Below are 17,679 nucleotides of genomic sequence, written 5' to 3'. Positions count from 1 at the left end.
CGGACGTAAAGGAATACGCGCATGGCGCTGCCGACGAATACCCCGACCCTCACCGTGCTGCGGCCCGGGCCGAGCACCACCGTCCAGGACTGGCCGGGCCGCATCGGCTACTGGCAGGTGGGCGTACCGCCGTCAGGGCCGATGGATGACCTGTCACTGCGGCTGGCCAATCTCGCGGTCGGTAATGCCGAGGGCGCCCCTGGCCTGGAGGCGACGATGGCCGGTCCCACCCTGGGATTCGATGAGGCGACCGTCGTCTGCGTCACCGGTGCCCCGGTATCGGTCACGCTCGACGGGGTGCCGGCGCGGCAGTGGGCGCCCATCGCTGTTCCGGAGGGCGGTGTTCTCGAGATCGGCGCGGTGCAGGGCGTCGGGATGCGCATCTACATCGCGGTGGCCGGCGGCATCGAGGCCGAGGCATATCTCGGCTCGCGCTCGACGTTCACGCTCGGCCGATTCGGCGCAGGCGGCCGGGCCTTGGCAGCCGGTGACCGGCTCGATCTGGGCGCCGCGGTGGGCCGTCCACGCCGACTCACCGACGAGGAGATCCCGTCGATCGGCCACGAATGGCGCCTCGCGGTCACCGAAGGTCCGCACGGTGCGCCCGAGTTCTTCACCCGCGCCGACATCGAAACCCTCTACGAAGCCACGTATCTGGTGGACCACAACCTGGACCGCACGGGGGTCCGCCTGGTCGGGCCGAAGCCGCAGTGGGCCCGGCCCGACGGCGGTGAGGCCGGGCTGCACCCGTCCAACATCCACGACACCCCGTATTCGGTTGGCGCCCTGGACTTCACCGGCGATACCCCGATCCTGCTCGGCCCGGACGGACCCAGCCTGGGCGGCTTCGTCTGCCCGGTGACGGTGGCGTCCGCGGACCGGTGGAAGCTCGGGCAGCTCACCCCCGGCGACCGGGTGCGCTTCGTTCCGGTGCGGGCCAGTGCCGCCGCACCCCTGGCAGCGTTGGGCACCTCGCGGCGAGCGGCGTCACCGGTGGTGCGCAGCCCGCGCGGCGATGGCGATGACGGCGTGTTGCACCGGGGCGTCACGGGCGACGGCACGACCTCGATGACCTTGCGCCGCAGCGGTGATGACAACCTCCTGGTCGAATACGGCACGATGACGCTGGATCTGGTGCTGCGGGCGCGGGTGCACGCCCTGCACACCGCCATCGAGGCACACCGGCCCCGCGGGATCATCGACCTCACACCCGGAATCCGTTCGCTGCAGGTCAAATTCGACGCCGCGCTCACCGATCACCAGGCGATGACGGCGTTCGTCCTCGATATCGAGTCCGCACTCGGACCCGTCGACCGGTTGGTGCTGCCGAGCCGATCGGTACGGCTGCCGTTGAGCTGGGACGACCCGACCGTCCGGCTGGCCATCGACCGGTACCGCAACGGTGTGCGCGACGACGCCCCATGGTGCCCGAGCAACATCGAGTTCATCCGCCGGATGAATGGCCTGGAATCCCAGCAGGAGGTGTTCGACATCGTCCACGCGGCGAGCTATCTCGTGCTCGGCCTGGGGGATGTCTACCTGGGTGCCCCGGTCGCCACCCCGGTCGATCCCCGGCACCGGGTGGTCACCACCAAGTACAACCCGGCCCGCACCTGGACCCCCGAGAACGCGGTCGGGATCGGCGGTGCCTATCTCTGCATCTACGGCATGGAAGGCCCCGGCGGCTACCAGCTGATGGGCCGCACCACGCAGGTGTGGAACCACCGATTCCCGCTGTCCGCACCGGGTTTCGAACCCGAACAACCGTGGCTGCTGCGGTTCTTCGACCAGGTGTCGTGGTACCCGGTGTCCTCCGAGGAACTGACCGACCTGCGCGCCGACGTCGCCGCCGGCCGCGGCACGGTCGACATCACCGACGGTGAGTTCCGGATCGCCGACTATTTGAGCTTCCTATCGCGGGAGGCCGACGACATCGCCGCTGTGCGACAGCGGATGACCATGGCCCGCAACGAGGAGCGGGCCCGCTGGGAGGCCAGCGGCGAAATCGGCGCACGCAAGAAACCTTGCGCCACAACAGGACAGGAAGTCGCCTGATGGATCGGATCAGCGCCGCATTCGCGGCCATCGCGCAGCGGCCGGAAGCCTTCATCACCGTGCGCGACGAGGACACGGTGCGCCAGGAAGTTTCGCAGGCGCGAGGCCCGCTGGCCGGTCAGCTGCTGGCGGTCAAGGACAATGTCGACGTCGCGGGCCTGCCGACCACCGCGGCGTGCCCGGGCTACGCGTACACCCCGGACACCGACGCGCCCGTGGTGGCGGCACTGCGCGCAGCCGGCGCGGTGGTGATCGGCAAGACCAATCTGGACCAGTTCGCGACCGGGCTCGTCGGCACCCGAAGCCCCTACGGTGCGGTGCGCGACGCGCGGCGGCCAGACAGGATTTCGGGTGGCTCGTCGTCGGGTTCGGCGGTCGCGGTGGCCATCGGTGCCGCCGACCTCGGAATCGGCACGGATACCGCGGGATCCGGCCGAGTGCCTGCCGGGTATCAGGGCCTCGTCGGGATCAAGGGCACGATTGGTGTGGTGTCGACCGCCGGCGTCGTTCCGGCCTGCCCGAGCTACGACTGCGTGACGATCCTGGCGCGCGACCTGGCGACCGCGGAGGACGCCATGGCCGTGATGGCGTCCACCACGCAGCGGCCATGGCCCACCTCGACCCGCTTCGCTGCCCCTGCCGACCCGATGCTGGCGGTACCCGCCGAACTACCGGCGATGGCTCCCGGCTGGGATGTCGCGTTCCAGCGGGCGGTCGATGCCGCGCGCGCCGCGGGCATGCGGATCGTGCCCATCGATCTGACCGACTTCCTGGCCGCCGCCCGGTTGCTGTACGACGGCTCACTCGTCGCCGAACGCACCGAAGCGGTGGGGGACTTCATCGCCACTGCCGGCGACGACGCCGGGCTGGATCCGACGGTCGCGGCCATCATCAGCGCGGGCAGTGCCCACACCGCGACCGCGCTGCTGCGCGACCGTCGCGAGTTGGATCGCCTGCGGGACCGGGCATTCCGGGCATTGGGGGAGTGTGACGCGCTGTTGGTCCCCACCGCGCCGCTGCAGCCGACGCTCGCCGAGGTGGCGGCCGACCCGGTCGCGGTCAACGCGAGGATCGGCACGTACACGAATTTCTGCAATCTGTTCGACATGTGCGGGGTCGCGGTTCCGGCCGGCGAGGTCGTCGAATCCGACGGCACCACAGCGCAATTCGGGGTGACGGTGCTGGGCCGGTCGTTCGATGACGCCGTGGTGGCCGACATCGCGGCCAGGCTGAGCGGCGCCGAACGCGGTGCGGCGGCATCCTGGCCCGAGCGGGCGGGAGCCGGTGCGGTGACGCTGGTCGTGGCCGGCGCGCATCTGCGGGACCAGCCGCTGGCTGGTCAGCTCCACGATCTCGGGGCGCGGTGGGACGGGCCGGCACGTACTGCCGAAAGCTATCGGATGACGGCGCTGCCGTCGGGCAAGCCCGCTCTGTTGCGGCTGGCCAACGGTGGGCAGGCCTTTGAGGTGGAGCGCTGGTCGCTCTCTCCCGCGGCGCTCGGGAAGTTCCTGGTCGCCCTGCCGACACCGATGGGACTGGCGGCGATCGAGCTCGACGACGGGTCCTGGGAGACCGGGTTCGTGTGTGCAGACGAGGGGGCCATCGCGGCGCCGGACATCTCCGAGTTCGGCGGCTGGCGGGCCTATCTGCAGTCCCGGGAGTTCGCGACGCAGTGACGTAGCGGCAGCTACGCTGCAACGAATATGACGAGCGCACCTTGGACCCTGGCGGACGCGAGCCGTCAGGACGGGCGCGTCGCGGTGGTCACCGGGGCGAACAGCGGTATCGGCGTGGAGATCGCCAAAGGCCTGGCAGGGCTCGGCGCGACGGTGGTGCTGGCGTGTCGCAACGCTGACGCGGCCCGCGAAATACAGGCCGCACTGCCCGGCGCGACAACCGAATTCGTTGAACTGGACCTGGCAGACCTGGCGTCGGTGCGGCGCTGCGCCGAAAGCCTCCTTCAGCGGCACCGCCGAATCGACCTGCTGATCAACAACGCCGGCGTCATGCATCCCGTGCGCACCGAGACCAAGGACGGTTTCGAGGGCGATTTCGGGGTGAACTTCCTCGGTCACTTCGCTCTCACGGGACTGTTGCATGACCGAGCAGACCGCATCGTGATGGTGACCAGTCTGACCCACCGCCGTGGTGTGATCGATTTCGAGGATCTGCAGAGCCGCAGAAAGTTCCGCAGCGCGAAGGCCTACGCCAATTCGAAATTGGCACAGTTGCTGTTCATGTCCGAGTTCAACCGGCGACACCAGGCCATGTGTCTGGCGGCGCACCCCGGCAGTGCGCGTACCGGGATTCTGCGCGACCAGGGCTGGCAGAAGTTGGCGTATCACCCGCGGCTGCGGTTCTCGACGTCGTGGTTCGTCCAGGACGCCGACGCCGGGGCTCTGCCGATTTTGCGGGCGGCAACTGACGCGGCCGCCGCTGCCGGTGACTGCTACGGGCCCAGTGGCCGTCTGCAGACCACGGGCGCGCCGGTCAAGGTCGACCTGGCTGCTGTCGCGCGCGACCCGCTCGTTGCGGGCCGGCTGTGGGAATCCGCGGAATCCCTGACCGGCGTGCGGTTTTAGCGCGGCACGGCGGGCATGACCTCGTCCACGACGCGGTGCAGGTATGGCCAGGCGAGGTCCGGCGGTAGGCCACCGCAGAGCGGGTGCAGCGACAGGACGCCGTCCCGGGCGATGGCCTCGATCGCCTGCTCGACCGAATAGATTCGGTGGCTGCCGTTTTCGGCACGCAGCGCGTCGATGGTTTGCGCGGTGGACAGGCTGACGATGTGGGGATCGTGATGGCCGTCGGCGTACGTCATCGCATCGTGGAGCAGGTACGGCCCGATCTCATTCCAGGCTCGGTCCACGTCGTCGGCCACGAAGACCGTCGTCGGGAACCCGGGCCGCGGCTGTTGCATCCGGCCGGGTACGCGGCCCTGCCTGGTGCACTCGTCGTGGTACGCCTCCGCCAGCTCCGGCAGATTGTTCTGGGCGTTGAACCCCAGCCCGTACCGGGCTGCGCGCCGCGCGGCTCGTGGGGTACCGCCGCCGTAGGACAGGCGCACCTTGCGTTCTGGTGCCGGACGGACCAGGACACCCCGCTCGCTGTCGAAGAAGCGTTCTCCGTCAAGGGCTTTCAGTAACACGGTCAGGTGGTGCTCGGCCAGTTCTCCGCGGCGGTGATAGTCCACTCCGAGCGATTCGAACTCCTCGGGCCGGTAGCCCACTCCCAGTGTGTACGAAATCCGTCCGCCGCTGAGGTGGTCCAGCACCGCGATGTCCTCGGCCAATCGCACCGGGTTGTACAGCGGCAGGATGAGGGCGCTCACCGCGATGGGTACCGAGGTGGTGCGGGCGGCGAGCGCGGCGGCCATCGGCAACGGGCTCGGCAGGTAGCCGTCTTCGGCGGCATGATGCTCGGACACCACCAGCAGGATCAGGCCTCGAGATTCGGCCCACTCGGCCATGTCGAGCGCGGCAGGATACAGCGACGACGCCGGCGCGCCACCGGCCGGGGCCCGCATGTCGAACCGCAGGGTGAACACGAAACCCTAACTCGCCGAGGCCAACAGGGTCGCGAACTCGGACTCGATCCCGGCGGTGATGGCAGCGGCGTCGGCGACGTGCCGGGAGTCCGCCGTCACCGACAGACACAGATTCTGGTTCCAGGACATGGCGATGACGCTGGGGCCCATGCCGTGGTAGAGCGGCCCCGCCGGATGGAAGCGCAGCGCCGGCAGGTTGAGGAATACCGGATCGTCGACCGCGATGCCGCTGGCGTTGGACACGATGACATTGCAGGGCCACGAAATCCGTTCGGCCAGACCGAAACGCTCGATGGCCCGGAACAGCAGGTTGACGGCGCGGCCGGGCGCGTATTCGTTCCACTGCCGAAACAGGTTGACGCCGCGCTGTTCCTGGACCGCCTTGACCGCTCTGGCGTGTTCGGCGACGGCGAGTAGGCGTCGCACCGGATCCGTCACCGTCGTGTTCAGGTTGACCCGCAGCACTGTCGTGGTGCCGACGCCATCGGTGACGTAGTCGGAGGTGTCGGCCGTGCGCATCGCGTAGGGCACGGCCGCGACCAACGGCTGCTGCGGACGCTGACCCTGCCGGCGCAGCACATTGTCCAAAGCCGATCCGACGCAGCTGAGCAGAATGTGGTTGATGGTGACCGAATACCGCTGGGCCACCGTCTGTAGGTCCTCGAGCGGCAGCACGGCCACGGCGGCGCTCGACGCACCCGACAGCGAGCAATTCAGCGCTGTCTTGGGCGCTTTCACGTCGAGGTGGCGGGCGGCCCACTTGTCGCGCATGACCCGCGCCGAGGTCGCCACCAGTCGGGGGAGTCGGCGCAGGCGTTGAGCTTTGCGCGCAACGGCATCGCGCACGATCGTCGTCGGCCGTGCTGGAAACGTCGACGACTCGGGAACGGCCTTGGCGGGCCGGCCGCTCAGATCCCCCGGGGTCATCAGGCAGCCGGTGACCTCGATCGCCGAGTCGCCGTCGACCAAGAGATGGTGGACCACCGAGATCAGGTACGCGTGCTCGGTGTTGTCGTCCTCCAGAACGTACATGTGCCACAGGGGTTCCCGGCGATCCAGATGCCTGGCGCGGACCTCGGCCAGTGCTTTGGCGGCCCCGACCGCGCCACCCGGTTCGGGCATCGGCAGCGCTGTGACGTGGGCCGAGACGTCGATCTGCGGCCGTGCCACCAGCATGGGCCGGTCCAGGTTGAACCACGGGTCGTAGAGCACCTTGCGGTAGGCCGGCATCAGGTGCATGCGGTTGTGCAGGGCCGACACCACGTAGTCGCGGAGGTTGCCGATCACCGAACTGCGGTCGACGAGGATCAGCGACATGCCATTGCCGACCTGCAGCCCGGTCTCCTGGTAGAGCTGCCAGGCGTCCATTCCGCTGACCCGCTCGGCGCGGGGCATCGCGGGGCTCATGCCGCCGGGGTGTAGAACTGCCGAACCCAGTGGCGGTACTTGCCGATCGGCCCGTCGCCCGGTGTCAGCTTGGGATGCTCGAGATACACCTTGTCGTCCCAGATGAGCTGGTCCCGCTGCACCTCATACCCGACGACCTGTAGCACGATCCAGCCCGCCAGGCGTTCGACCGGCGCCAGCAGGGCACCCAAGAACCGGTTCCGCACATGCCTTTTGGCGGCGATGCCGATGTAGATGTCGACGTTGCGCTCGGCGACCGGCGTGGGCAGCACCATCTGGCGGACCGTCAGCCCGCCCTGAATGGCGATCTCCACCAGGGAGAAGCCAAGGCCGACCAGAACTGATTTGAAGTGGAAGCTGACGCCACCGATCACCGGAATGGGTTTGGTGCCACCGTATTCGGTGTAGATGCGGGGGCCGTCGATCTCCATCGGCTTGGGGACGACGAAGTCGCGGAACTTGTGGATGGTCGCGAAATGCGCATGGTCCAAACCGTTTTCGTTGACTTCCTGCGGATGGGTCTTGAAATGCAGCTTCTTGGTCGCGATCGGGTGCCAGCCCGCATCGGCCGCGGGTAGGTCGAGCTCAAATGCGGGCTGCTGTCCCGGTGGACCGTGGTAGACCATGATCATGCCCAGGTGATTGCGGACGGGCAGCGTCTTGAGCGCCGCGCCACGCGGCGGCTCCCCGGTGGGCGTCGAGATGCACGTGCCCGACGGAGCGAACCTGAACTCGTGGAACGGGCAGACCACGGCCTCGCCGTCGACCCAGCCGCGTTTTCCGATGTGCGCGCCCAGATGCGGGCAGTAGGGCTCTGCGGCGGACAACTCGCCGGAGGCGGTCTGAAAGACGATGATCTCGCCGTCGAGAAAGCGCCGCGTCAGCACCTTTCCTGGCCTGAGCTCGTGCGCGAAAGCCACCGCGTACCAGCTGTAGGGGTAGGGCGGGAAGGCGTCGCCGGCCCGGCCGAGGCTGGTCGCTTCCGTCGTTGAGGTCATCGATGCCCTTTCGCTGTCCGCGCGGTGAAGTCGAATCCGAAACAGCTGACGCGGCGACGGCGCCGGGCGAAAGACATGCGGCAACCCCGCACGTGTCCGTAGATGTCCCCGACTACGTTCCCGCGTCCACGTCGTTGTGGGTAGCTAATAGAACATGTTCTAGTTCGCAGTAGACCACTAGTCGAACAACTGTCGCAAGTGAACCGAAAGACTCTGTCGCGCACGTAAATTAACGACTGAGGGCGAGATACTGGGCAGTAATACTGCCAATAACCGGACAGGGTCCGGCTATTGTGTTAGGCGGTGATCCGGCCGGCCTTTGCCCGGGCGGACCAGCGGCCGTGGTCGTAGCCGACCTCGACCGGATGCGAAAAGGCCTCCGTAACATGATCGGTCGTCACGGTCGCGACCGACGGACCCGCGGCGACGGTGCGGCCGCCGGAGATCAGCAGGGCGTGGGACGTGGACGTCGGCAGTTCCTCGAGGTGATGTGTCACGAGGATCGAGGCCATCTCGGGGTGTGAATGCTCCAGCGCGTCAAGGGTTTCCAGCAGCTGTTCACGCGCGGCCACGTCCAGGCCGGTGGTCGGTTCGTCGAGCAGCAGCAGTCGTGGCTCGGCGATCAGCGCGCGGGCGATGAGGGTTCTGCCTCGCTCGCCCTGCGACAGCGTCGGCCACACCGCATCGGCGCGGTGGGTCAGCCCCACGGTGCCGATCAACTCGTCGGCGCGGGCGATGTCTTCGGCAGTGGGCGTCCAGCGGGCCGCAATGTCGATGGTGCCGGTGACGCCGGTGAGCACCACCTCACGCACCGTGAGTGGGTACTGCAACCGGTGCCGGGGGTTGACGTGGCCGATGGACCGCCGCAGCGGTGCCAGGTCGGTGCGGCCCATCTGCGCGCCCAGCACGCGCACCGTGCCCGACGTCGGGAACGTCACCGCGCCGCAGAACCCGAGCAGCGTGCTCTTGCCTGCGCCGTTGGGGCCGAGTAGCGCCCAGTGTTCGCCTTCCCGCACTGTCAGCGAGATGCCGTCGATGATCTGCTTGCCTTCGCGGCGGAACGTCACGTTGTCGAGTTCCAGCACGGGTGTCATGAGAATGCTTCCTTCAGGGTGCTCAGGTGGGTGCGGCTGGTGGCGGCCGCGGCGTCGGGATCGCGCGCGGCGATGGCGTCGGCGAGCTGCTGATGTAGGGCGTGATCGCACGGCTCTGAGGTGATCGGGCGGATCTTGAGCATGTCGATCATGGCGAGCCGCAGTCGGGGGAGGAATGCGTCGAACAGTTGGGTCAGCACGTCGTTGTGGGCCGCGGCGATGACTGCCCGGTGAAATGCCATGTCGGCGTCCACGTGTTCGGGTACCGACTGACCAGTGACGCCGCGGGCGGCCAGGGTGCGCCGAATGGTGCGCAGGTCGGCCGGGGTCCGGCGAGTCGCGGCCAGGGCCGCGCCCTCGGCCTCGATGGCGATGCGGGCTTCGATCACCGAGGCGATGTTCGCGCTGCGCAGCACGGTGTCCCAATCGTCGGGGACATCGAGAGCGGTGACGAAGACGCCGGCGCCCTGACGGCTGTCCAGGACGCCCTTGCCGGCCAATTCCCGGATGGCTTCGCGCAGGGTGGAGCGGCCCACGCCGAGCTGGACGGCCAGGGTCGTTTCACCCGGAAGGCGTTGTCCCAGTGGCCATTCACCGTCTTTGATGCGCGTCAGTAGCAGCTGTGCGGCTTGTGCTGCCAGGGGTTGGCGCGATACTTGCGCGACCATGCGACCTCTCTACTTGTCTGAGGAGTTGTGTATAGTCTACCCATCATGACGCGCGTACTTCTGCTTGGTTGCCGCGGCGGGGTCTGAAACGACCGGCCCCCTGCCGTGGGGCTCTGTCGCGACCGGTCACTTCCTCACTTGACCGAAAGCAGACCACTGATGCGCACTTCCTGGAACCGTCAACAACCGTCACGCATGCCGTGGCACCGCTATACCGATGTCTTCAACCGCGTGAATATTCCTGCCGTCCAACGAGATTGGCCGAGCAACCGCATCACCACCGCACCGCTCTGGGTGCCTGTCGACCTGCGTGACGGCAACCAGGCCCTGGCCGAGCCGATGGACCCGGACCGCAAGCGCCAGTTCTTCGAGCAGCTGGTGGCCATTGGCTACAAGGAGATCGAGGTCGGCTACCCGTCTGCCTCACAGACCGACTTCGACTTCGTCCGGCTGCTGGCTGAAACCGATATCGCGCCAGCCGATGTCACCATCGCGGTGTTCACCCCGGCCCGCCGCGACCTGATCGAGCGCACCGTCGAGTCGGTGCGGGGCCTGCGCAACGACGTTGTCATCCACATGTACACCGCAACCGCGCCCACGTGGCGAAATACGGTGCTGGGCAAGGACCGTGACGAGTTGCGCAATCTGATCCTGCACGGCGCGCTCGACGTGCTGACGTTGACCGACGACCTGCCGAACATCCGGTTCCAGTTCTCGCCGGAGGTGTTCAACCTCACCGAACCCGACTATGTGCTGGAGATCTGCGACGCCGTGACACAGCTGTGGGACGCCACCGAGGACCGCCCGGTGATCCTGAATCTGCCTGCCACCGTGGAGGTGGCGACGCCGAATGTGTACGCCGATCAGATCGAATACATGCACAAGAACCTGGCCCGCCGCGACGCGGTGATCCTGTCGGTGCACCCGCACAACGACCGGGGAACCGGGGTGGCCTGTGCCGAATTGGCCGTCCTGGCCGGCGCACAGCGCGTGGAAGGCTGCGTCTTCGGCAACGGTGAGCGCACCGGCAATGTCGATATCGCCACCCTGGCCCTGAATCTGTATGCCCAGGGCGTCGACCCGATGATCGACTTCTCTGATATCGACGCGATCGCTCGCACCGTGTCGCACTGCACCCGGATGCCCGTCCACGAGCGGCATCCGTACGTCGGCGACCTGGTGCACACCGCGTTCTCGGGTACCCATCAGGACGCGATCAAGAAAGGCCTGGCCGAACATCGCGCCCGGGCCACCGCCCAGAGCCGTGATGAGCGCGAAATCGAGTGGCGGGTACCGTATCTGCCCATCGACCCGGCCGACATCGGACGCAGCTACGACGCCGTCATCCGGGTCAATTCACAGTCCGGCAAGGGCGGCATCGCCTACCTGCTGCACACCGGATACGGACTGGACCTGCCACGGCGGCTGCAGATCGACTTCGCCCGGCATGTGCAGGCCCACACCGATGGCAGTGGCGTCGAGGTGACCGCGACCGAGCTGTACGACCTGTTCGAGTCCACTTATCTGGGTTCCGGCGGTCCTGTCGAGCTCAAGGACTGGCACACGAGCAGCGACGAGACCACCGAGATCACGCTGAGCGTCAACGGGACGGCGCACACCAGCGCGCATCGCGGTGTCGGGCCGGTCGAGGCGCTGACGCAGGCGCTGGCCGAGGTGGACCGGCCGGTCGAGATTCTGAGTCTCACCCAGCAGTCGATCGGCGCCACCGCGGTCACCTACCTGGAACACCGCGGCGGGTGGGCCTGCGGGCGCAGCGATTCAGTGCTCACCGCGTCACTGGCGGCGGTGGTGCGGGCGGCCAACGTGCGGAGGGATTGACGCTCGGTCATGGCCGTGTGCTTGCTCTGTGCAGGGCGCGTACGACGCTGTGCTTGCCCAGGTCGATCTTGAACTCGTTCTGGCTCAGCGCGACGGCACCGGCCATGGCCGCTTCGGCGGCGCGACCGAACGTCGTGGTGTCGGCAACGTTGCCCACCAATGCAGCTTCGGCGGCGGGGGACCGCCACGGTCTGGCAGCGACACCACCCAGAGCGAGGGCGGCCGACGTGATGATGCCGTCGTCGATGGTCATGCCGACCGCCACAGAGACGAGAGCGAATGCGTAACTGTGGCGGTCGCGCACCTTGAGGTACCAACTGTGAAACGCAAATTCGGAGGGCGGCAGCTCGATACCGACGATCAGCTCACCCGGTAACAGCGCATTGTCCTGCTCGGGGTGATCTCCGGGAAGCCGGAAGAAGTCGGACACCGCGATGCTGCGAGCACCTTCGCGCGACCGAACGTGCACGACAGCGTCGAGGATCGCGAGTGCCACCGCCATGTCCGACGGATGCACCGCGACACACGAGCGGCTCGCGCCGAAAAGTGCGTGCTCACGGTTGAATCCGTCGAGCGCCGCGCACCCGGACCCAGGCCGGCGTTTGTTGCATGCCGGGAACGTGACATCCATGAAGTACGGGCAGCGGGTGCGCTGCATGAGATTGCCGCCGGCGGTCGCCATGTTCCGCAGCTGCGTGGTCGCACCGGACAGGATTGCATGTGACAGCACGGGATACCGCGTGCGGACCAGGTGATGGTTGGCGATCGCGCTGTTGGTCACGCCCGAGCCGATCAGGATGCCGCCGCCCTCGGTGGCAGTGATCTCGTCCAAGCCCAGCCTGCCGACATCGACCAACGACGACGGCTGTGTGACACCGAGTTTCATCAGATCGAGCAGGTTCGTGCCGCCCGCGTAAAAGCTGCCGCCGGTCGCGTTCGCGACAGTAAGAGCGTCGTCGACGTCGCGCGCGCGATGGAAGTCGAATGTCTTCATCGGCCACCCTCGGGCAGGCACGACACGATCGCGTCCACGATGTTGGGATAGGCACCGCAACGGCAGATGTTTCCCGCCATCCGTTCGCGAATCTCGTCGGCGGACAGGGCGTCCGGGCCCCTGGCAAGATCGGTGTACGGGCCCTCGAAGGATGCGGCGGACAGGTCGCCGCGGGCGTGCTCACCGAGAAGCGCATGCGCGGAGCTGATCTGGCCTGGGGTGCAGTAGCCGCATTGGAATCCGTCGTGGTCGACGAATGCCTGTTGCAGGGGATGGAGCTGCTCGCCGTCGGCGAGGCCCTCTATGGTCAGCACGGTGGCCCCGTCGATCGACACGGCGAGTGTCAGGCAGCTCACCACGCGCCGGCCGTTGACGCTGACCGTGCACGCGCCGCAGAGGCCGTGGTCGCAGCCTTTCTTGGTACCGGTGAGCTGGAGGCGCTCGCGCAGCAGGTCGAGCAGCGTCGAACGGACGTCGGTTTGAACCGTGACCGGAACACCGTTGATCGATAGCTCGACGGTGTGTTCTGGTGGGCTGTGAGCTGTCATGATGTCGGGTCCTGGAGGGAATTGTTGAAGGGGGACAATAGGTTTTCGACGGTGATGGGCAAGTCACGCAGCCGGCGCCCGGTGGCGTGATGCACGGCATTCGCGATCGCGGCGGGCACGCCGCAGATGCCGATCTCACCGATGCCGCGAGCGCCGAATGCCGTCAGGTTGCGGTCGGCGCCGTCGATGAAGGTGACGTCGAAAACCGGGACGTCGGCGTGGGTGGGCAGGTAGTACTCGCCCAAGGTGTGACCGGTTCCGGGGTCGTAGGGCACCTGCTCCATGAGCGCCATGCCAAGACCAAAGATGATGCCGCCCATCACCTGACTGCGTGCGAGCTTCGGGTTGATGACCCGCCCGCAGTCCATCACCGCTACCCACCGCGTCACCGCTGCCCGGCCGATTTGTTCGTCCACCTCCACTTCGCAGAAGTGGGCACCGAACGATTGCGACACCGGACCGTCCTCCGGCGCGCCTCCGCTGCCGCTGGTGAAGGTCAGCCGGTCGAGAAGCGCGCTGTCGGCCGCCGCCAGCAGGGCGGCGACAGCGGTGACGGGCCGTGCCGGCTGGGTGCTGACGATCTCGCCATTGCGGACGTCTACCGAGGACAGGTCACCTCCTCTATACGGTGAGTTCTGTTCGGCGACGACGTATTCGAGCACCCGCCGCTTCCATTCGAGGGCGGCCTCGAACACCGCCGACCCGACGGCGGCGGTGGTCTGCGATGCTCCGCTGTAGGGCGCGGTGGGGAAGTCCGAGTCGCCGGAGAAGAACGTGACCTGCGGCAGTTGCAAGCCGGCCGTGTCCGCGGCGATTTGGGTCATGGCAGTCCGAACACCGGTGCCGACTTCGTGGGTGGCAGAGGAGAATTCGACGGTGCCATCGGGCTTGGTGCGTACGTGGCAACCGGCCGGCATCCGGCGCCCCGGATAGGTGGCGGTGGCCATGCCCCAACCGACGAGCAAGCCGTCGCGCCGCAGCGAGCGGGGTTGGTGCGGCCGGTGCTCCCAGCCGAAACGATCGGATCCTCGCCGGTAGCACTCGATGAGGTGCTCGTCAGACCAGGGTCTGCCGCTGGCCTGGTCTTGGTCGGCGTAGTTGGTGATCCGAAGGTCCAGCGGATCGACGTGTAGTGCGTGTGCGAGTTCGTCCATGGCGACTTCGAGGGCGAACAGCCCTGGTGCTTCACCGGGACCGCGCATGAAGCACGGTGTGGGTCGATTGACCCGGGCTACGGTGTGTGACACCACCATTCGCGGGGACTGATAGAGGAACCGTGTCGACAACCCGGCCGGCTCGCAGAAGTGGGCGACGGTGGACGTTTCGGTGAGGGTGTGGTGCTCGATGCTGGTCAACCGCGCCTGTGCGTCGGCGACCAAACTCAGGTGCTGTTCGGTGCGGGGACGGTGCCCGGTCGAGGTGAACATCTGGTCTCGGCTGACGACCAACTTGACAGCGCGCCCCGTCATTCGTGCCGCGACGGCGCACAGAGCGACATGCATCCACATGAAACTCTTCGAGCCGAACGCGCCACCGACCAGTGGAGCGACGATCCGGATATTGTCGACCGAGATGCCCAGATAGGTTGCGAGCGTTTGCCGTTCACCGGCGATCCAACGCGTGCTGTCGTACACGGTGAGATGGTCCCCATCCCACCTGGCGATCGTGGAGGCCAACTCGATGGGGTAGTGGGCGTTCTCCGGCGTGGTGTATCGGGAGGAGATTTTCATTCCGTCGGCCGGTTCATCGGCAGGGCCACGGTGGTCTTGGAGTTTTTCTTCCGGCAGTTTCACGAAATGGTCGGGCTGGTACGCGCCGCCGCGCACCATCCGATCGTCGCTCTGGCTTGCGTCCTCGGGCCGGTCGAGCACCTCACGAGCTGTCAGCAGGGCGGGTAGCTCGTCGTAGGTCAGGTCCATCAACGACGCGGCGAACTGCGCATTCTCCAGGGTGTCGGCGACGACCACGGCCAGATGTTGACCGCGGTGCTGGACCGTCAGATCGGACAGTGGTGGCCGGCGTTCCAACGGCAGATCCCAGGTGAGCACCTCGGGGAGCACATGGAGGGAAGGACAATTCAGCGGCGACAACACACACGCGACCCCTGGTGCGGCCTCGGCGCGGGCAGCGGTGGCGGCCAGCGAGTCACGAGTGACGCGGCCGTGCGAAATGTCCGACTGGACCAGAACCGCGTGCTGCACATCCGGCAGCGGGGTATCTGCTGCGTAGCGTGCTCGGCCGGTCACCTTGTCGTCACCCTCGACCCGGTTGACGGACCGCCCGATCGCTTCATTGGCTGTCATCGGATGGCTCGGTCCCATATCGGGGCGCTATCAGTAGTGCCGAGCCGCGATGCGACTGCGCGGGTGATACCAACGGCGGCGATGTCCTGCAGGACTCGTAATCGGTAGTTCTCCCATTGGCGTAGAGCCGATTCGGGCAGTGGGTCCTGTGCCGTACGGGTGCTCAGTGCCTGTGCCAACGATGAGGCGTCGCCGATCGATTTCGACGTGCCCGACGCGGTATGCGGCCGTACCGTGCCGGCGGCATCACCGATCACGAATACCGGCCCGCGGCGAAGGCGGCCGCTGGGTAGGTCCATCACCGGCTGCAGAAACGGGGCAGAGCGGCCGAGGAGTTCGGCGAACAACGGCGGTAAGTCGGTTTCGGCCAGCGCCTGCAGGGTGGCCGCGCTCGCGGCAGATACGTCGTCGGGCGGCAGGAAGTATGCGTATCGCCGGCCGGATTGTCCAGTCATGATGTCCCCGAAGGCTTCTGGTGATGCGTTGACGTACCACACCCAGTTGACCCGCCGCAGGCCTGGCTCGGTCTCCCCGGCGGGGCCGGGCACCAGATAGCACAGGAACTGGACCCCGTTGGCACTGAACAGGGTGAATCGGTCAGTCAATTCGCGGGTCAGCTCGGGTGGGAGGTCGCTTTCGCGTTCCAGTCCGCGCCAGGCCACGTATCCGCCGTAGTGGGGCTGCTCGGACTGAACGAATTGCCGCACAGTAGAACCAATCCCGTCCGCGCCGATCACGATGTCCCAGTCGGAGGCGGTGCCATCCGCGAAGGTAAGGGTAGCGCTGTGGTCGCTCGCGGTCACGGTCGTGATCTCGAGACCCTGCCGATAATCGACGCCGCGCAGCGCGCCCCGAAAGGTCCGGTAGAGCGTGTCCCATGCGGTCATCGTCTGCGGCTGGGCGAACACACGCGGCGGACTGTGGCGATGCAGGAGTCGGCGTTCTGTGATCGGCACCGTCACCGCCTGGGGCGCAATATGCGAGAGTGACAGCAGCGCTTCGATTTCCGGCTGCATGACGATGCCAGCGCCGCGCCCTTCGAGCCGTCCCGCTGTCTGTTCGAACACCGTGATATCCGCGGTGGTGAGACGGCTCAGCTCAAGAGCTGCAGCGAGCCCGGCCAAGGAGCCGCCGACGATCGCCACGGTCCAGCGTTCGTGATCGGCGCTCACAAGCGGAGGATCCGTTCCGCGTTTCCGGAGGCCAGCTGGGCCAGCTCCGCGACCGGAATCGGCAGTCGGCCTAGAAACTCCGCTCCGGACTGTGGGGACCTGTAGGGGTAGTCCACTGAGTACATGATGTGGTCGGCACCCACGACGTCGCGTGCACACATGAAGGGGGGTGTCGTGAAATAGCCGCTCGTGGTGATGGTGAAGTGATCCAGGAAATAGTCGCTGACGGGGCGTTGCAATCCCGTCACCGACGTGGGCAAACCGTCCTGGGCGCGCAGCAGGGAGTACGGCAAATGTTCACCGAGGTGCCCGATGATCAAGCGCAGCTTCGGGAACCGGTCGAGCACGCCACCGAGAATGATGCGCAGACAATGTAATCCGAGTTCCGCATGCCAGGTGTAGGCAGCCGTGGCCAGGAAGTACGCGCTGCGCTCGGGCAGGCCGGCGGTATAGATGTCCCGCACAGCGCGAGGCGGCGCCGACGGGTGTAGGTACAGCGGCACGTCCAGTTCTGAGGCGGCCTCGAAGATCGGCGTATAGCGCGGATCGTCGAGAAAAGAGCCGCCCACGGTGCCGTCGAGAAAGCCACCCACACAGCTCAATTCGCGCACCCCGCGGCGCAGCTCCTCGGCGGCGCGGTCGGGCTGTTGGAGCGGCAGGCTCGCGAACATGCGCAATCGGCCCGGGTGCCTGCAGGTCGCGGCATATGCCGCGTCGTTGGCATCGCGGACCAGCGCGGTGGCATCTGCCGGTGCCAGTCGGTGCTGGCTGCCGGCCGCCAGGGAGAGCACCTGAACATCGACACCGCCTGCGTCCATGGCGGCGATCCTGGCGTCGTCGAGATCGAGCAATGCTGCCCGCAGTGTCGCTGATTGCGCGACGGCCGGCATGAACTGTTCGGTGGCCGCCAGATACTCCGCCGTGGAGTAGTGCTCCTCGAGAGTCACCACCCGCACATCGACGCCTTCTGAACTCGCCGGTGACGGATACACCGTGATCGTCATGCCACCTCCTGGGCTTCGCCGATGCCACGGTGCCAGAGCGGCATGGCCGC

Annotated in this window: 14 protein-coding genes; 4 read left to right on the top strand and 10 right to left on the bottom strand. The window is 67.1% G+C overall.

Annotated elements, in window-relative coordinates:
- The first annotated feature begins 21 nt into the window (after positions 1-21).
- From AC1U2B_RS06690 to AC1U2B_RS06680, 3 genes are read left to right on the top strand one after another with little or no spacing between them, the layout of a single operon-like run.
- The gene (locus AC1U2B_RS06690; protein ID WP_480216178.1) at positions 22-2,055 is read left to right on the top strand and encodes a 5-oxoprolinase/urea amidolyase family protein; all 2,034 of its coding nucleotides are present in this window, start codon (positions 22-24) and stop codon (positions 2,053-2,055) included.
- The gene (atzF, locus tag AC1U2B_RS06685; protein WP_480216177.1) at positions 2,055-3,731 is read left to right on the top strand and encodes an allophanate hydrolase; all 1,677 of its coding nucleotides are present in this window, start codon (positions 2,055-2,057) and stop codon (positions 3,729-3,731) included. Before AC1U2B_RS06690 ends, atzF begins: the two co-directional genes overlap by 1 nt.
- Positions 3,732-3,758: 27 nt before the next feature.
- Positions 3,759-4,637 carry an oxidoreductase gene (locus AC1U2B_RS06680; RefSeq protein ID WP_480216176.1) on the top strand — a complete coding sequence of 293 codons (879 nt, stop codon included), beginning with the start codon at positions 3,759-3,761 and terminating at the stop codon, positions 4,635-4,637.
- Here AC1U2B_RS06680 and AC1U2B_RS06675 read toward each other — a convergent pair.
- From AC1U2B_RS06675 to AC1U2B_RS06655, 5 genes are all read right to left on the bottom strand, one after another.
- Complete coding sequence (locus tag AC1U2B_RS06675; protein WP_480216175.1) at positions 4,634-5,602, bottom strand: LLM class flavin-dependent oxidoreductase; 969 nt, start codon at positions 5,600-5,602, stop codon at positions 4,634-4,636. The two genes, AC1U2B_RS06680 and AC1U2B_RS06675, sit on opposite strands and share 4 nt — an antisense overlap.
- Before the next feature lie 6 nt (positions 5,603-5,608).
- On the bottom strand, positions 5,609-7,009 hold the full coding sequence (locus AC1U2B_RS06670; protein WP_480216174.1) for a wax ester/triacylglycerol synthase domain-containing protein: 1,401 nt from the start codon (positions 7,007-7,009) through the stop codon (positions 5,609-5,611).
- A complete protein-coding gene (locus tag AC1U2B_RS06665; RefSeq protein ID WP_480216173.1) occupies positions 7,006-8,007 on the bottom strand; it encodes a Rieske 2Fe-2S domain-containing protein in 1,002 nt (333 codons plus the stop codon). Before AC1U2B_RS06665 ends, AC1U2B_RS06670 begins: the two co-directional genes overlap by 4 nt.
- Positions 8,008-8,303: 296 nt before the next feature.
- Entirely contained in the window at positions 8,304-9,101 is a 798-nt protein-coding gene (locus AC1U2B_RS06660; protein WP_480216172.1) for an ABC transporter ATP-binding protein, read from the bottom strand.
- Positions 9,098-9,769 (bottom strand): FadR/GntR family transcriptional regulator, encoded by a 672-nt coding sequence (locus tag AC1U2B_RS06655; RefSeq protein WP_480216171.1) that lies wholly within the window; start codon positions 9,767-9,769, stop codon positions 9,098-9,100. The genes AC1U2B_RS06660 and AC1U2B_RS06655 overlap by 4 nt, the downstream gene beginning before the upstream one ends.
- A 159-nt stretch (positions 9,770-9,928) precedes the next feature.
- Here AC1U2B_RS06655 and AC1U2B_RS06650 point away from each other — a divergent pair, with 159 nt between their 5' ends.
- The gene (locus AC1U2B_RS06650) at positions 9,929-11,608 is read left to right on the top strand and encodes a 2-isopropylmalate synthase (protein ID WP_480216170.1); all 1,680 of its coding nucleotides are present in this window, start codon (positions 9,929-9,931) and stop codon (positions 11,606-11,608) included.
- A 7-nt stretch (positions 11,609-11,615) separates the two neighbouring features.
- Here AC1U2B_RS06650 and AC1U2B_RS06645 read toward each other — a convergent pair whose 3' ends face one another.
- From AC1U2B_RS06645 to AC1U2B_RS06625, 5 genes are read right to left on the bottom strand one after another with little or no spacing between them, the layout of a single operon-like run.
- Entirely contained in the window at positions 11,616-12,602 is a 987-nt protein-coding gene (locus AC1U2B_RS06645) for an FAD binding domain-containing protein (RefSeq protein ID WP_480216169.1), read from the bottom strand.
- A complete protein-coding gene (locus AC1U2B_RS06640; RefSeq protein WP_480216168.1) occupies positions 12,599-13,150 on the bottom strand; it encodes a (2Fe-2S)-binding protein in 552 nt (183 codons plus the stop codon). Before AC1U2B_RS06640 ends, AC1U2B_RS06645 begins: the two co-directional genes overlap by 4 nt.
- Complete coding sequence (locus AC1U2B_RS06635; protein WP_480216167.1) at positions 13,147-15,453, bottom strand: xanthine dehydrogenase family protein molybdopterin-binding subunit; 2,307 nt, start codon at positions 15,451-15,453, stop codon at positions 13,147-13,149. The genes AC1U2B_RS06640 and AC1U2B_RS06635 overlap by 4 nt, the downstream gene beginning before the upstream one ends.
- Positions 15,450-16,625, bottom strand: a complete 1,176-nt coding sequence (locus tag AC1U2B_RS06630; protein WP_480216166.1) for an FAD binding domain-containing protein — start codon at positions 16,623-16,625, stop codon at positions 15,450-15,452. The genes AC1U2B_RS06635 and AC1U2B_RS06630 overlap by 4 nt, the downstream gene beginning before the upstream one ends.
- Entirely contained in the window at positions 16,622-17,629 is a 1,008-nt protein-coding gene (locus AC1U2B_RS06625; RefSeq protein ID WP_480216165.1) for an amidohydrolase family protein, read from the bottom strand. Before AC1U2B_RS06625 ends, AC1U2B_RS06630 begins: the two co-directional genes overlap by 4 nt.
- Positions 17,630-17,679: the final 50 nt, after the last annotated feature.

The sequence above is a fragment of the Mycolicibacterium sp. P4_G11 genome, assembly GCF_056555145.1.
This window is presented reverse-complemented; position numbering and strand designations above follow the sequence as displayed.

What these genes read in the sequence shown, in the direction of transcription:
- AC1U2B_RS06665 (WP_480216173.1), bottom strand. Translation starts at nt 8,007, where the DNA reads ATGACCTCAACGACGGAAGCGACCAGCCTCGGCCGGGCCGGCGACGCC.
- AC1U2B_RS06650 (WP_480216170.1), top strand. Translation starts at nt 9,929, where the DNA reads ATGCGCACTTCCTGGAACCGTCAACAACCGTCACGCATGCCGTGGCAC.
- AC1U2B_RS06625 (WP_480216165.1), bottom strand. Translation starts at nt 17,629, where the DNA reads ATGACGATCACGGTGTATCCGTCACCGGCGAGTTCAGAAGGCGTCGAT.
- AC1U2B_RS06645 (WP_480216169.1), bottom strand. Translation starts at nt 12,602, where the DNA reads ATGAAGACATTCGACTTCCATCGCGCGCGCGACGTCGACGACGCTCTT.
- AC1U2B_RS06655 (WP_480216171.1), bottom strand. Translation starts at nt 9,769, where the DNA reads ATGGTCGCGCAAGTATCGCGCCAACCCCTGGCAGCACAAGCCGCACAG.
- AC1U2B_RS06680 (WP_480216176.1), top strand. Translation starts at nt 3,759, where the DNA reads ATGACGAGCGCACCTTGGACCCTGGCGGACGCGAGCCGTCAGGACGGG.
- AC1U2B_RS06660 (WP_480216172.1), bottom strand. Translation starts at nt 9,101, where the DNA reads ATGACACCCGTGCTGGAACTCGACAACGTGACGTTCCGCCGCGAAGGC.
- AC1U2B_RS06670 (WP_480216174.1), bottom strand. Translation starts at nt 7,009, where the DNA reads ATGAGCCCCGCGATGCCCCGCGCCGAGCGGGTCAGCGGAATGGACGCC.
- AC1U2B_RS06690 (WP_480216178.1), top strand. Translation starts at nt 22, where the DNA reads ATGGCGCTGCCGACGAATACCCCGACCCTCACCGTGCTGCGGCCCGGG.
- AC1U2B_RS06635 (WP_480216167.1), bottom strand. Translation starts at nt 15,453, where the DNA reads ATGACAGCCAATGAAGCGATCGGGCGGTCCGTCAACCGGGTCGAGGGT.
- atzF (WP_480216177.1), top strand. Translation starts at nt 2,055, where the DNA reads ATGGATCGGATCAGCGCCGCATTCGCGGCCATCGCGCAGCGGCCGGAA.
- AC1U2B_RS06640 (WP_480216168.1), bottom strand. Translation starts at nt 13,150, where the DNA reads ATGACAGCTCACAGCCCACCAGAACACACCGTCGAGCTATCGATCAAC.